This is a genomic window from Streptococcaceae bacterium ESL0687 (assembly GCA_029392475.1).
Lineage (GTDB): Bacteria > Bacillota > Bacilli > Lactobacillales > Streptococcaceae > Floricoccus.
Genome location: CP113940.1, coordinates 998111 through 1012370, shown reverse-complemented (window position 1 = coordinate 1012370; position 14260 = coordinate 998111). Strand labels below are relative to the sequence as shown.

The 14260-nt window shown below is 39.5% G+C and carries 13 protein-coding genes and 1 pseudogene; 10 read left to right on the top strand and 4 right to left on the bottom strand.

Translation table 11 applies throughout. From position 1 onward, the window contains the following. The first annotated feature begins 37 nt into the window (after positions 1–37). Genes sufC through sufB form a run of 5 tightly spaced genes read left to right on the top strand, consistent with a single transcriptional unit; the run spans position 38 to position 5228 of the window. Positions 38–811: a Fe-S cluster assembly ATPase SufC gene (sufC, locus tag OZX60_04975; protein ID WEV44793.1), complete on the top strand. Its 774-nt coding sequence runs from the start codon at positions 38–40 to the stop codon at positions 809–811. A gap of 10 nt (positions 812–821) precedes the next feature. Continuing rightward, entirely contained in the window at positions 822–2111 is a 1290-nt protein-coding gene (gene sufD, locus OZX60_04970) for a Fe-S cluster assembly protein SufD (GenBank protein ID WEV44792.1), read from the top strand. After that, entirely contained in the window at positions 2108–3337 is a 1230-nt protein-coding gene (locus OZX60_04965; protein WEV44791.1) for a cysteine desulfurase, read from the top strand. The genes sufD and OZX60_04965 overlap by 4 nt, the downstream gene beginning before the upstream one ends. Beyond that, a complete protein-coding gene (locus tag OZX60_04960) occupies positions 3324–3782 on the top strand; it encodes an SUF system NifU family Fe-S cluster assembly protein (GenBank protein ID WEV44790.1) in 459 nt (152 codons plus the stop codon). Before OZX60_04965 ends, OZX60_04960 begins: the two co-directional genes overlap by 14 nt. A 51-nt stretch (positions 3783–3833) precedes the next feature. Next, the gene (gene sufB / locus OZX60_04955) at positions 3834–5228 is read left to right on the top strand and encodes a Fe-S cluster assembly protein SufB (GenBank protein WEV44789.1); all 1395 of its coding nucleotides are present in this window, start codon (positions 3834–3836) and stop codon (positions 5226–5228) included. A gap of 48 nt (positions 5229–5276) precedes the next feature. Here sufB and OZX60_04950 read toward each other — a convergent pair whose 3' ends face one another. Next, positions 5277–6266: an ETX/MTX2 family pore-forming toxin gene (locus tag OZX60_04950; GenBank protein WEV44788.1), complete on the bottom strand. Its 990-nt coding sequence runs from the start codon at positions 6264–6266 to the stop codon at positions 5277–5279. 477 nt (positions 6267–6743) lie between these two features. On the opposite strand from OZX60_04950, the pseudogene OZX60_04945 reads away from it, so the two are divergent. Continuing rightward, positions 6744–6953: pseudogene (locus OZX60_04945) on the top strand (SufD family Fe-S cluster assembly protein). Between the two features lie 230 nt (positions 6954–7183). Further along, complete coding sequence (locus tag OZX60_04940; protein ID WEV44787.1) at positions 7184–7474, top strand: hypothetical protein; 291 nt, start codon at positions 7184–7186, stop codon at positions 7472–7474. Positions 7475–7502: 28 nt separating this feature from the next. Here the strand turns inward: OZX60_04940 and OZX60_04935 are convergent, their stop codons facing one another. Then, positions 7503–8582 carry an LD-carboxypeptidase gene (locus OZX60_04935; protein WEV44786.1) on the bottom strand — a complete coding sequence of 360 codons (1080 nt, stop codon included), beginning with the start codon at positions 8580–8582 and terminating at the stop codon, positions 7503–7505. A 169-nt stretch (positions 8583–8751) separates the two neighbouring features. Between OZX60_04935 and OZX60_04930 the strand changes: the two genes are divergently transcribed. Then, entirely contained in the window at positions 8752–9285 is a 534-nt protein-coding gene (locus OZX60_04930; protein ID WEV44785.1) for a DUF4865 family protein, read from the top strand. Between the two features lie 85 nt (positions 9286–9370). On the opposite strand, the gene OZX60_04925 is transcribed toward OZX60_04930, so the two are convergent. Further along, the gene (locus OZX60_04925; protein WEV44784.1) at positions 9371–10036 is read right to left on the bottom strand and encodes a DUF4767 domain-containing protein; all 666 of its coding nucleotides are present in this window, start codon (positions 10034–10036) and stop codon (positions 9371–9373) included. Between the two features lie 485 nt (positions 10037–10521). Between OZX60_04925 and OZX60_04920 the strand changes: the two genes are divergently transcribed. Next, on the top strand, positions 10522–12426 hold the full coding sequence (locus OZX60_04920) for a beta-glucoside-specific PTS transporter subunit IIABC (GenBank protein ID WEV44783.1): 1905 nt from the start codon (positions 10522–10524) through the stop codon (positions 12424–12426). Between the two features lie 107 nt (positions 12427–12533). Here the strand turns inward: OZX60_04920 and OZX60_04915 are convergent, their stop codons facing one another. After that, entirely contained in the window at positions 12534–13631 is a 1098-nt protein-coding gene (locus OZX60_04915; GenBank protein ID WEV44782.1) for a hypothetical protein, read from the bottom strand. A 157-nt stretch (positions 13632–13788) separates the two neighbouring features. On the opposite strand from OZX60_04915, the gene OZX60_04910 reads away from it, so the two are divergent. Then, the gene (locus OZX60_04910) at positions 13789–14196 is read left to right on the top strand and encodes an NUDIX hydrolase (GenBank protein ID WEV44781.1); all 408 of its coding nucleotides are present in this window, start codon (positions 13789–13791) and stop codon (positions 14194–14196) included. Positions 14197–14260: the final 64 nt, after the last annotated feature.

Below are 14260 nucleotides of genomic sequence, written 5' to 3'. Positions count from 1 at the left end.
TTTATTAAATTAATGTATTTATTAAGAGAGGAAAATTATGTCAGTTTTAGAAATTAAAGATTTACACGTGAAAATTGAGGACAAGGAGATTTTAAAGGGAGTTAACCTTGTTATCAATACAAATGAGATCCACGCAATCATGGGACCAAATGGTACTGGTAAATCAACACTTTCAGCAGCAATCATGGGTAACCCAAACTATGAAGTAACTCAAGGGGAAATCCTTTTTGACGGAGAAAATATCCTTGAACTTGAAGTTGATGAAAGAGCTCGTCTTGGACTTTTCCTAGCTATGCAATACCCAAGTGAAATCCCAGGAATCACAAATGCTGAATTCATGCGTGCAGCAATCAATGCTCGTCGTCCTGAAGATGATAAAATTTCAGTCATGGACTTCATCACAAAACTTGATGAAAACATGGATCTGTTAAACATGCACGAAGATATGGCTGAACGCTATCTAAATGAAGGTTTCTCAGGTGGTGAGAAAAAACGTAATGAAATCCTTCAACTTTTAATGCTTGAACCAACATTTGCCATCCTTGATGAGATTGACTCAGGTCTTGATATTGATGCCCTAAAAGTTGTATCAAAAGGAATCAATGCCATGCGTGGTGAGGACTTTGGTGCCCTTATCATTACCCACTACCAACGCCTACTAAACTACATCACTCCTGACGTTGTTCACATCATGATGGACGGAAGAGTTGTAATGACAGGAACAGCTGACTTAGCCCGTCGTCTTGAAGCAGAAGGATATTCAGGAATCAGCCGTGAATTAGGTATTGATTACAAAGAAGACGAAGCTTAAGGAGATTCAAATGAAGGAAAATTATAAGGAATACAAGACTTCGGTTGAAAAATTCTCTAAATTTAAGAATGAACCTGCTTGGATGGGTCAACTTCGTCTAGACGCTCTTGAAAAGATGGATGAGCTTAAATTACCACTTATTGAACGTGTTAAATATGAGCGCTGGCCACTTTTTGACTTTGATAAAACTAACCTTTGTCAAAGTGATGAGCTTGAGATGGAAGCTGCAGTTGAGGAATTTAGCCATGGAACTCTGATTCAAAAGGCAACTGCTAAAGCGTCTGTTCACTTAACAGAAGAATTAATCGAAGCTGGAGTTATCTTCATGGACTTATTTGCAGCCATGGAAGAGTACCCAGAACTTGTTCAAAAATATTATATGACTCGTGCAGTCAAGGTTGATGAAGACAAGATGACAGCAGCTCATGCAGCCTTTATGAACGGAGGAGCCTTCCTTTACGTACCAAAGGATGTTGTTATCAAAGAACCCCTTGAGTCACTTTTCTACGGAGGTTCTACAAATGACCGTGACTTTAGACACGTTTTAATTGTAGCTGGTGAAAATAGTAAGTTTTCATATCTAGAACGTTTCCAGGAAGCCCTTGAAGGCCAAGGACCAAAAACTGCAGCTAATATTGTAGTTGAGGTTATTGCGGAAGCAGGAGCTCAGGTTAAGTTCTCAGCCATTGACCAACTTGGAGCCAACTATACAAGTTATATGAACCGCCGTGGTCACCTAGAACGTGATGCATCAATTGACTGGGCTATCGGTGTGATGAATGAAGGTAATGTTGTTGCTGACTTTGATTCAGACCTTATGGGAGATGGAAGCCATGCAAGAATCAAAGCCGTAGCTGTTTCAAGTGGTAAACAAATCCAAGGGATTGATACTCGTGTTACTAACTATGGTAAAAATTCAGTGGGACACATCCTCCAACACGGAGTAATCCTTGAGGCTGGAACACTTACCTTTAACGGAATTGGTCACATTATTCGCGGTGCCAAGGGTGCTGATGCCCAACAAGAAAGCCGTGTTCTTATGCTTTCAGACAAGGCCCGTAGTGATGCCAACCCAATTCTTTTAATTGATGAAAATGACGTAACAGCAGGACATGCTGCTTCAATCGGACAAGTTGACCCAGAGGATATGTACTACCTCCAAAGCCGTGGACTTGATGTTGATACAGCAGAAAGACTTGTAATTCGTGGATTCTTAGGTTCTGTTATCACAGAAATCCCAATTAAAGAAGTACAAGCTGAAATGGTCCAAGTTATCGATAGGAAGCTGGATAAAAGATGATTAAGGCCCATCAAATTCGTAAGGATTTCCCAATTTTAGATCAAATCGTTAATGATGAGCCCTTAGTTTATCTAGATAATGCAGCAACCACCCAAAAACCTAAGGCTGTTTTAGACAAGCTTAGAGATTATTATGAACATGACAATGCCAATGTCCATAGGGGTGTTCATACCCTGGCTGAACGAGCTACTCATGATTATGAGGCTGCAAGGGAGAAGGTCAGAAACTTCATTGGAGCTGGATCAACCAAGGAAGTCATCTTTACTAGAGGAACAACAACCTCTCTTAACTGGATTGCCTCATATGCTGGTCAAATCCTTAAAGAGGGTGACGAGATTGTAATCTCTATCATGGAGCATCATTCAAATATTGTACCCTGGCAAGAGGCTGCTAAAAAAACAGGAGCTATCCTTAAGTATGTCTACCTTGATGACAAGGGAGAACTTGATATGGCAGGGCTTTATGAGGCCATCGGTGATAAAACAAAATTTGTATCCATCACTCATGCTTCAAACCTTTTAGGGGTAATCAATCCTGTTAAGGAAATAGCTGCCCATACTCATAAACATGGGGCTTTGATGGTCGTTGACGGGGCTCAGTCTGCTCCTCATATGAAGATTGATGTTAAGGATTTGGACTGTGACTTCTTTGCCTTTTCAGGTCATAAGATGGTCGCGCCAACTGGAATTGGAGTCCTTTACGGGAAGGAAAATCTCTTACAGGAGATGACCCCTCTTGAATTTGGTGGAGAAATGATCGACTTTGTTTATGAACAGAGCGCAAGCTTTAAGGATCTACCATGGAAGTTTGAAGCTGGAACTCCTAATATTTCTGGAGCTATCGGTCTTGGCGCAGCCATTGACTATTTAGAAAACATTGGTATGGACGAAATTCATGCCTATGAGGCAGAGCTTGTAAACTATCTAATGCCTAAGCTCTATGAAATTCCAGGACTTACCATTTATGGACCCCGTGATCTATCAAAGAGAAGTGGAGTTATTTCCTTTAATCTTGATAATATCCACCCCCATGATGTAGCTACAGCCCTTGATATGGAGGGAGTTGCGGTAAGAGCAGGCCACCACTGTGCCCAGCCTTTAAACAACTACCTGAATGTAGCAGCAACTGCAAGAGCCAGCCTTTATTTTTACAATACCAAAGAGGACTGTGACAAACTTGTCGATGCGCTCTTAAAGACAAAGGAGTTTTTCAATGGCACTTTCTAGACTAGATAATTTATACCGGGCAGTGATTTTAGATCATTCAAGCCATCCGCATAACAGAGGGGTTCTTGAATCAGTCACACAGATTGATTTAAACAATCCAACTTGTGGGGATGTAATCAAGCTTTCAGTTGACTTTGAAGATGATAAAATCTCTCAAATTGCCTTTGAAGGGAACGGCTGTACTATTTCAACAGCAAGTGCTTCAATGATGACAGAAGCTGTTCTTGGTAAAACAAGAGATGAGGCCAGGAATTTAGCTGATATTTTTTCAGACATGGTTCAAGGTAAAGATGACCCAGATCAGGATAAATTAGGCGAAGCCAAATTCCTTTCAGGTGTTGCCAAATTCCCCCAAAGGATAAAATGTGCGACCCTTGCTTGGAATGCTCTTAAAAAGGCCCTTGATAATCAAGAGGCCCTGGCAGTAAACTTAGACGAACACTAAAAACTAATATTAAAATTTATAATTTACACGGAGTAAATAGAAAGGACTTGTATGGCAGAAGTACCTGAACTACAAGAGTATAAATACGGCTTTCACGATGACGTAAACCCGATTTATTCAACAGGAAAAGGACTAACAGAAGAGATTGTCCGCCAAATTTCCGCAGAAAAAAATGAACCTGAATGGATGCTTGACTTCCGTTTGAAATCTTTTGAGGCCTTCAATAAGATGAGCCTTCCAGATTGGGGACCAGGATTAGATGATGTTGATTTCGACGATATTATCTACTACCAAAAACCATCTGACAAACCAGCCCGTGATTGGGATGATGTTCCAGAAAAAATCAAGGAAACCTTTGAAAAAATCGGTATCCCTGAAGCAGAGCGTGCCTATCTTGCCGGAGCAAGTGCCCAGTATGAGAGTGAAGTGGTTTACCACAACATGAAGGATGAGTTTACAAAACTTGGAATTATCTTTACAGATACTGACTCAGCCCTTAAAGAATACCCTGAAATCTTTAAAAAATACTTCGCAAAACTTGTACCACCATCAGACAACAAGCTTGCGGCTTTAAACTCTGCCGTTTGGTCAGGTGGAACCTTCATCTATGTACCAAAAGGTGTTAAGGTAGATGTACCCCTTCAAACTTACTTCCGTATCAACAATGAAAATACTGGTCAGTTTGAGCGTACTCTTATCGTTGTTGATGAGGGAGCAAGCGTTCACTATGTTGAAGGATGTACAGCACCGACCTACTCATCAAACAGCCTCCATGCAGCGGTTGTTGAAATCTTTGCCCTTGAAGGTGCCTACGTTCGTTATTCGACCATCCAAAACTGGTCAGACAACGTCTTCAACCTAGTTACCAAACGTGCCCGTGCCCTTGATAATGCAACAGTTGAGTGGATTGACGGAAACCTTGGTGCTAAAAAAACCATGAAGTATCCAGCTGTTTACCTTGATGGACCTGGAGCGCGTGGTACCATGCTTTCAATTGCCTTCGCTAACGAGGGACAAATCCAGGACACTGGAGCCAAGATGATCCACAATGCCCCACATACATCTTCATCAATTGTTTCAAAATCAATTGCTAAAGGTGGTGGTGAGGTTAACTACCGAGGCCAGGTAACTTTTGGTAAGCCAAGTAAAAAATCAGTATCCCATATTGAATGTGACACCATCATCATGGATGACATTTCAAAATCAGATACTGTGCCATTTAATGAAATCCATAATAGCCAAGTTGCCCTTGAGCATGAGGCTAAGGTTTCAAAAATTTCAGAAGAACAACTCTACTACCTCATGAGCCGCGGGCTTAGTGAAGGAGAAGCAACAGAGATGATCGTTATGGGATTTGTTGAACCATTCACCAAAGAACTTCCAATGGAGTACGCAGTCGAGCTTAACCGCCTGATCAGCTACGAGATGGAAGGGTCTGTAGGGTAGATAGACATAAAGAAAAGAGGCACAAGCCTCTTTTTTGTGCCAGTTAAGCTAATCTTCAAGGGTAGTAGGAACTACATCCATTACTATGCTATCAACCATAACAGGTTCAGCATCTCTTTTTGTCAGATCGCGAATCTGCATTACAAGTTGCATCCCGTATTCTGCACGATATTCTGCTTTTCCCCAATTTCTGTAGTTCTTATTACCGATGTTAGTCCACATATTCATGTAGGGCCAGCGCTCTGGATTTACAAGATTCGCCTCTAATTCCCGCTGTTCTTTGAGGCCCTGCTTCAGAGATTCTAACAGGGGTGCATTATTCTTCAGTCGATAAGGAATCATCGCACTAACTTGACTTACTAGATCAACCTCACCGGTTGCAAGCCCGGTTTTTAGAACCCAGTCAACCTGATAAGTATGTCCGGCGGGAACCCTTATATTTTGAGCCGGAACATTCCATATTTTAGTTATGGTATTCCTTACTGCATCTGTCGAACTGAAATCGTATTTTGCTTCCATCGTAGTTGTCCCATTTATAAAAGGAAGGTTGATGGTAGCACCAGCGGAGAGCTTTACGCCCCCTCCGTGAGTCACTCTAGTAATGACAGTATTCTGCTGATTGTAAGTGAAGGATCCAGTAAGCATGTTTTGTTCGACGCTACTTCCATTTGTTAAATAGGCACTGTGGGCTGCGAGGGTATTCCCATCCCTAACCTGCATATCTCCTATTTCTAAGATCTTTGTATTACTAGAATAATTAGAGGGAGTGGTGTGACGGCCAGAGGCTATTTCATCATAAGCAAGTAGCCCATCAATCCAAAGATTTCGGCTCCAAGCTTCCGATAATTCCTGAAGTTCCTTTTTCATCTGCTGGTCTGGATTAGTTATCACCTGCGGGTTGATTACTGCGTTAGAAAAAACATCGACTGTCGTGGCTTCAGGAGGTGCCACATCTGCAAATACCGTGCCAATGGGTTTTATGGCTGAATATAATACTAGACTAGCAATCAGTAATTTTCCTCTTTTAAACTTTAACATATGTATCTTCCCTTCTGTAATGGACTAAAAGAATTTTAGTCAAGTTAGAATTAGTGCACGGGGTAATTTGACCCCAAAATATAATTATCATATAATAATTATGTTATATTAATTGTATAACATAAATTAATATATGTCATAAATATTTATATAAAAAGTGAAATAAATTTCAATATTTAAAGTTTTATATGCACAATCAAAGAAAATGATTAGTAGGAAATCATATTATTGAGGAGGACATGGTGGTTATGCTTATAGTTAAAGAATAACTTTGAAATTGTTCTTATCCTTCCTTAATCAGAGTTAGAGAAGGATAACTAAAATTGAATTTCTTTTAAAAGTGGAGGGATGAGAGGTAATAGTCCAATTAAAGGAAGAAAGAAGTAGTTTATGTTTATTGTACTAGGTAGCATAATATTTAAGTGATTGAATGCCGTATATCAAATGAAACCCCTTGAGAAAATTGGGGTGAGGGTTAGCCAAGTTGCCCTTGAGCATGAGGCTAAGGTTTCAAAAATTTCAGAAGAGCAACTCTACTACCTCATGAGCCGCGGGCTTAGTGAAGGATAAGCAACAGAGATGATCGTTATGGGATTTGTTGAACCATTCACCAAAGAACTTTCAATGGAGTACGCAGTCAATCTTAACCCCCTGATCAGCTACGAGATGGAAGGGGCAGTTGGGTAGACTATCTAAATCAAGAGACATCAATATTGATGTCTTTTTTCTATACAAAATCTTCTATTTAATCAAGGCTATTTCCGTACCATTATGCAACTTAGATAAAAGATTATCAAAAAAATATTGAACTATTCACTAACTTAGTGTAGAATTTCTCCTGTAGGCTAGAAAAACTAGCATTTATTTATAACACCTTATTAATCCTACAAATCAATCTGAAAGGAAGGAAATCTCCTATGAATGGGCCAATCTTAGCCGTCATTTCCTTTATTTATATCGTCATCAGTTTTCTACTTAAGAAAAAATCAAAGGTTTGGAATGTTATTAGACATGTCTGTCGTTTAATGTTTTTAGTCTTTGGTGCAGGACTTCTTATAAGCAATAAGCCAGATCTTCCGTCAAATATCTTTTCAACAATATTTGAAAATAACCTAACCCTTGAAAATTGTGCGATTTTCCTTTGTACAACCTTATACATCCTAATAATCTGCGATTCAATCAGTGAGCTTGTAGCACCGCATCATTAAAACCAACCCCTAGGGGCTGGTTTTTTTCTTATTTTCCAAAAACTTCCTCTAAAAACACAATCTCCTGCCTGGTAAAATCGACCTGGGCCTTGATACCTAGGGGGATGATGGTGCGCGGGGTTGCGTGACCGAAGTTGACATTGTAGAGGACGGGAAGGTCTGGGTCAGCTATGACCACCCTGATTACTTCCTTGTATTCTTCATAATAAGCTTCGTCTTGGGGTTTACCAAAGATTATGCCTTCAAGGACCTCAAAAATACCCTGCTCCTTTAGTTTAAGGAGCATTTTTTTGATCATGGCTGGTTTTTCCTTGACCTCTGATGTTTCCAGAAAGAGGATTTTACCCTGCCAGTCCTTGAGACTTGGGAAGATTTCGTATTTTTTAATGACTTGAGGTTGGTCAGGGTGGCTGTAGGGAACAAGCATGTCATAAAGGCTATCCAGGCAGCCACCTAGAAGCTTACCTTCAAATACTGGTCGACCTTGGAGGAGTTCAAAGCCTTTAGAATCTTCGTGACGAACCCGCTCCTGACCACAGGCAGCCTTGGAAAAATCGGTCCTCTCTTCATACCAAACGGGGCTTGCCTTAATTTTTTGGAAATCGTAAGAACTATCTAAGTAGTAGTTGAAATACTCCTCTGTGTAAGGAAGCATGGATTCACTTATCTCACCCAGATCGGTAATAAAGGCCACCCCGTAGTAGCTTACAAGGCCCAGCTTGTAGAACATGAGGTGGTTAGTTGTTGTGTCTGAAAAAACGGTGAAAATCTTAGGATTCTTGTGGACCAGTTCCTTAAATTGGGGGTTATCAAGCAAGTAAGGTAGGGTTTTGTAGGTATCGTCCCCTCCGATAGCGCAAATAATCCCCTTGATGCTTGCGTCCGAAAAGGCGTCAATCAGATCCTGGGCCCTCTTTTCAGGGTGCTCTCTTAGGTAGTCAATCCCCTTGAGGGTGTTAGCCATAAATACAGGCTCAAGGCCAAATTTTCTAAGCCTGGCACAGCCGATTTTAAGGTTATGGCTGACAAACTCTTCTCCTAAAATTCCCCTGGATAGGCTTACAATAGCCACCTTATCCCCTTTTTTCAATCTTTTTGCCTTAAGCATCTGCTTACTCCCTTCCTTAATTTGCTCCTTTGTATACTATAGGCATTATCAGCCCATTAGTTTTACTGGCTATTATAGCATGTTTAGAATAATTATATTTTATTAGATGAAAATATTTTTTTAGTTTATAATGCATCTTGTATTAAATAAAAATTTTTGGAGGCGTCACATGCAAGCAATGCAGTATAAAATCGGTCTACCTGAAGATTATGATATGGATATCATCAGAAAACGAGTTCAAGATAGTGGCCACAAGATGGACGGGTTTGATGATTTGCTGTTTAAGGCATTTTTAATCAGTGAGAAGGCGACAGGAGCTTTTGAAAATAGCTACAGTCCTTTGTATGTCTGGAAGAATACCTATGGGATGAATAAATTTATTTTTGAGGGTTTTTATGACAACATTATAAAATCTTTTGGTTGGCAGCATATTGAAATAGGAGTGACAGCAGAAGTTGATTTGTCATCAGATTTTTCTAAAAGCCGTTACCTTATTGAAGATGAAGAGAACATTTTGCCTCAAAAAACTCTTACAAAAGTTGATTTTACACAGAAGAAGGAAGAGAATGCACTTGGATATGTTCAAGTTTACAATCCAGACAAGTGGATCAAAAAGACCTATACTTTCTTTGAAAGTCTACCTGAAAATCTTGAAGCAGGAAGAAATATTTATACAATTTTACATTTGTCACAAGGAAAATAACCCCTTAGAGCCTCTTAAATCAAGGGAGGTTCTTTTTGGTTTTTACAAACAAAAAAGCACATTCATGATGTGCTTTTTCTTCTTCTTAGCCTTCTTGGACAATTTTTGTAAATTCGTTCTGAAGTTCGGTGATTGAACTGGTTTTGAGTTGTACACGTTTATTTACGACTTCTGTTGATGCTAGTTCTAAAACAACTGGTTTATTATCTGTTATTGCAAAGAGATAAAGATGTTTATCGTGTCCAGGGTTCTCTTCATTTATGTCTCCAAAAGCATCTACAATAACATAGGTTGGCGTCCCAGCGGCTATATATTCTGTTGGTGACCAGTCAGAGTCGACAGGAACACCATCAACACTAATCTGGAGATTCCCATTAATAATTAACTGAGGAAGCTGTAGGCCGTCATAGACACCTGCAAACTGTGGGCTCAATTGCATGCAATTTTGTTTAACTGAAGTGCCCCAAGATCTCATAAAAGTAGCTAGTTGTTGAAATTTTTCAAGATTCCAAGTAGCTGGGACAATAGGAGCTTCTTCCTTGACCTCTGATTTACTCTCTTCACTTGTTTCACTAGAGCTACTAGATTCAATTTTCTCAGCCTGAGAAGACTCTGCAGATTCAGAGGCCTTTGTTACTTGCTGCTCACTCGACTCCTTAGAGCTTGCAGTAGATTTGGTACTTTCCTTAGAACATCCCGCAGCAAGTGTTAAAAGACTTGCGGCCAAAAGGAAACCTGTAATTTTTTTCATAAATCCATCCTTAAATAAATTTCTGAAGGCATATTTATATTTAATGCTATCAGACACTGTTCATCTTATCACATTATTATATGAATAAATATCGCAAAATAGACTAAGAACACTTAAAAAACAAATATTTAAGGAATGATTAACTTCTATTTAAGAAGTTAAGTATGCAAAAAATATTACTTTTGTCATATTACTACAGTATCTAAAATTTTTGAAAGATAAAAGCTTTATCCTTGAAAGAAAAGGCAAGTTTCAGTCTTAATTCATGCTTAAGTAAGTGAAAGTATAGTTTTTTACAAAAATGTTAGCTTATTCTTGCAAACGTTTTCAGAACAATATATAATAATCACATGGTAATAATGACTTATGTATCAAAATATCATAAATCTATGTGAGGAGGATAGTTTATTGTATTGATAGTTAATGGCTACATTTAGTTAGCCATGCTTATGGCCCTTAGGGTGGGGCGAGTATTGGAGGAATGAATGGAAAAATATAAAGATTTAGCGGAAAAAATCGTTAAAAATGTAGGTGGACGTGACAATATTTCAACTGTTACCCACTGTGTTACTAGACTTCGCTTTGTTTTGAAAGATGAATCAAAGGCTAATGATGATGTTTTGAAAAACATGGACGGTGTGGTAACTGTTATGAAGGCAGGAGGCCAGTACCAGGTTGTTATTGGAAATCACGTGCCTGATGTTTACAATACAGTTCTTGAAGTAGCAGGTCTTGGAGATGGATCTTCTGGTTCAGATGATAGTTCAGAGGTTCATATGAATCCTCTTAATAGGGTTCTTGACTTTATCTCAGGAACTATGATGCCAATGATTTCCCTTTTATCAGCATCAGGGATTATCAAGGGTATCAATGCCATGTTGGTGTTTGCCAAAGTTTACAACATGGAAAGCTCATACTACCTTTTACTTAATGCCATTGGGGATGCGATTTTCTACTTCTTCCCAGTGTTAATTGGTTACAATGCAGCTAAGAAATTAAAGACCAATCCTTATGTGGGTATGCTCCTTGGATTAATTCTTTGTTATCCAGCAATCAACGGGGTTGACCTTAACTTCTTTGGCTACACAATGAATGCTACTTACACCACAACAGTTTTACCAGTAATGCTTATCGCAATACTTGCAGCTCCAATCGAGCGCTTCTTTAACAAAATTATTCCAGATGTGGTTAAAGCTTTCATGGTTCCAATGTTTACCTTACTTGTTGCTGTGCCAATTGGATTTACATTAATTGGACCATTTGCTAACTGGATTGGAAGTCTTCTTGAACAAGGAATTAACTCAATCGTAAATATCAGTCTTCCGCTTGCTGGAGCAGTATTTGGTGCTATGTGGCAGATCTTTGTAATGTTTGGAGTTCACGTAGTAATCCTTACTCCATCAATGCAAAGTCTAGCTCAAGGTACACCAGATTCACTTTTCGCCTTCATGGCCGGAGTATCATTTGCCCAAACAGCAACAGTAATTGCTATCTGGCTTAAAACTAAAGACAAAAAACTTAAAGAAATTGCCTTCCCAGCGTGGATTTCAGGTATCTTCGGGGTAACTGAACCAGCTATTTACGGGGTAACTCTTCCAAGGGTTAAAATGTTTGTTATCTCATGTATCGGTGGTGCTGTAGGTGGGGGACTTATGGGTCTTCTAAATGTTAAGGTTTACAACCAAGCAGGACTTGGAATCTTTGCCCTACCAGGCTTCCTTAACCCAGCATCAAGCAGCATACAAAACGTAATAAATGCACTTATTGCAATTGTTGCATCTACAGTTATTGCCTTTGTTCTTGCTTACATTGCTTACAAACCATCAGATGAAAAAACAAATGCAGTAGCAGAAGATACACTTGCTCAAGCACCATCAGATGTTGCCTTCGCTGATGAAGTGGCACCATTCGATTCAGAAAGTCTTTACAGCCCAATGGATGGTCAAGCCATTCCACTAAGCCAAGTTTCAGACGAAGCTTTTGCCAAAGAAATTATGGGTAAAGGTATTGCTGTAAAACCAAGCAAGGGTGAAGCACATGCTCCTTGTGATGGTAAGGTAACAGCTATTTTCCCAAGTAAGCATGCCATTGGAATTACCTCAACAGGTGGAGCTGAGATCCTCATCCACATCGGTATGGATACAGTTAACCTAAATGGTGAATTCTTTGACCTTAAGGTTGTTCAAGACCAAGAGGTTAAAAAAGGCGATCTTCTAGTAACTTTTGATATGGATGAGATTACAAAACGTGGTTACTCACTTGAAACTCCAATTATCGTTACAAACTTCATGGAATATGAAGCAATCCTACCAGTCGCAAATGGTCAGGTAGCAATTGGAGATGAAATCATCCAAGTTGAAGCCAAGGAAGAAGAAAAGAAAGCCAGCTAAGACAAGCTGGTAATATTTGATAGTAATTGATAGTAGTTTTTAAACTTACCCCTTAAATATAGTGAAAAAGACCAGCCCTAAGGTTGGTCTTTTTGCTGTATTTTTAACTATAGTTGTTCGAGATTTTCTTCCTTGAAGTCCTTACCAAAGTCAGCCATCTCCCAAACCGCCTCTGTCTCGTGGTGGTCTGTAATTTCACCTGCCTGATTGTAAATATCAAGGGCAACCTTTCCTGAAAAGCGGAGGTAGGCTCCGTTGAAACCGACAAGTTTAGCTAAAAATTTCTTAAAGCCACTAATTTGGTCAATCATCTTGTCATGGGTGATAACATTTTCGACTGTATAGGTAACCTTATAGTGATTTTTTTGATCATTGTAGTCGTAGACTAATTTTTTATAATAAGTACGGCCAGTTACAGGCTCTGTAGTCTGATCATCTTCTGTATAGGTCATAAAGTCAGTATTATCGGCCAAAATTTCTTCATTGCGAGCCAGAAGAAAGACCGGGATTTCCTTGTGGCCATAAGCCTTTTCACTAAACATGTATGAGTTGATAACAGTATAGTCATCAATATTTGCCCGGCCCCAGTACCAGTGGTTCATAACCTTCATAAGGGGTACATTGCCCCAGTTGTGGTCGTGGTAGCCGCTACCCTTAAGGCTTACTGTCTGGTCCCCTTTTTTAGTAATCTGTACCTCGGTAGATCCCCTTGGAACACTAGGCAGCCAACCAAAGATTGACTCTTCTTGGCCAAAGAGGATACCAATTTCTGGCCTCCAGGCTGGAGTTATACCGTCAAGCTTAATAGTAGCCTCGTACTTGTTACCGAAAAAGCCAATTTCATAGTGGTGTAAATCACCCTTGAAATAATTCTTTCCAATGGTAACATCGCAAGTTTCTTCTGAGGCCTTAAAGTCAGCCGCCTCAAAATCAAGCTTTTCATAGTCCTTACTACCATCCGGGTGGGTCCATTCAAGCTCCACAAAGGGTCTTGCCCCAGGCTTTGGATTTACAATTGACTTAGCATAGTAGGTGATTACAAGCTTTGAGCCATCATCCAAAAGAGCATCATAATACCACCATTCATAAGATTCTTGGTCGGGATCCATCCTCTTACCGTCCTCTGACGGGTGGATATGGTTCCTTTCAAGTCCTGCTTTTTTAAAGTCATCGTCAGTGTTTGCTAGTCTTACCGGTTTTACCATGTCTAGTCCCTCGCTTTCTGTGCCATCATTATAGCACTAGCTGGTTTATAAGCAAAAAATAAGATAGAAAATATTTAAAAATTATATTCTTCCTTTATATTTTGACGGAGAAAGCAAAGGTTATATAATAGGGTAAAAATCAGTGGAGGAAATGAGTATGATTAGAGAATTTTCAAGGGTTATTATCAAGGACGCAGAAGGTGACTACTTAATTTTAAAGGATAGGGAAAGGCCATGGAATTTTCCCGGGGGAAAACAAGAGGCAGGAGAGTTTCCTGAGGACTGTGCCAAACGTGAACTAAAGGAAGAGCTTGATCTTGAAGTCTCAGACCTTGAGGAAATCTATACAGATACCTTTCTTTTTGATAATTTAGAGTGGAAGGCACATTTTTTCTTTGCCGGTAAGGCTTGCGGGAAAGTTACCATCAATGAACCAGGCAAAATCAAAGGAGTTCAATTTGTTTCAGATTTATCAGATGTTGACTTCTCAAAACCCCTCAAGCCCCTTTTAGACTACCTGCAAGAAAGTGGTCCCCTGGATAATAAAACAACCGACTGGTTGTAAAGGTGAGCAGAACTTAGTTCTGCTTTTTTTCTTTTGATGCCTTCTAATAAATTGATTTCTGCTA

Excerpts from the sequence above, each read along its gene's own strand:
- sufC (WEV44793.1), top strand. The coding sequence starts at position 38 with ATGTCAGTTTTAGAAATTAAAGATTTACACGTGAAAATTGAGGACAAG.
- sufD (WEV44792.1), top strand. The coding sequence starts at position 822 with ATGAAGGAAAATTATAAGGAATACAAGACTTCGGTTGAAAAATTCTCT.
- OZX60_04965 (WEV44791.1), top strand. The coding sequence starts at position 2,108 with ATGATTAAGGCCCATCAAATTCGTAAGGATTTCCCAATTTTAGATCAA.
- OZX60_04960 (WEV44790.1), top strand. The coding sequence starts at position 3,324 with ATGGCACTTTCTAGACTAGATAATTTATACCGGGCAGTGATTTTAGAT.
- sufB (WEV44789.1), top strand. The coding sequence starts at position 3,834 with ATGGCAGAAGTACCTGAACTACAAGAGTATAAATACGGCTTTCACGAT.
- OZX60_04950 (WEV44788.1), bottom strand. The coding sequence starts at position 6,266 with ATGTTAAAGTTTAAAAGAGGAAAATTACTGATTGCTAGTCTAGTATTA.
- OZX60_04940 (WEV44787.1), top strand. The coding sequence starts at position 7,184 with ATGAATGGGCCAATCTTAGCCGTCATTTCCTTTATTTATATCGTCATC.
- OZX60_04935 (WEV44786.1), bottom strand. The coding sequence starts at position 8,582 with ATGCTTAAGGCAAAAAGATTGAAAAAAGGGGATAAGGTGGCTATTGTA.
- OZX60_04930 (WEV44785.1), top strand. The coding sequence starts at position 8,752 with ATGCAAGCAATGCAGTATAAAATCGGTCTACCTGAAGATTATGATATG.
- OZX60_04925 (WEV44784.1), bottom strand. The coding sequence starts at position 10,036 with ATGAAAAAAATTACAGGTTTCCTTTTGGCCGCAAGTCTTTTAACACTT.
- OZX60_04920 (WEV44783.1), top strand. The coding sequence starts at position 10,522 with ATGGAAAAATATAAAGATTTAGCGGAAAAAATCGTTAAAAATGTAGGT.
- OZX60_04915 (WEV44782.1), bottom strand. The coding sequence starts at position 13,631 with ATGGTAAAACCGGTAAGACTAGCAAACACTGACGATGACTTTAAAAAA.
- OZX60_04910 (WEV44781.1), top strand. The coding sequence starts at position 13,789 with ATGATTAGAGAATTTTCAAGGGTTATTATCAAGGACGCAGAAGGTGAC.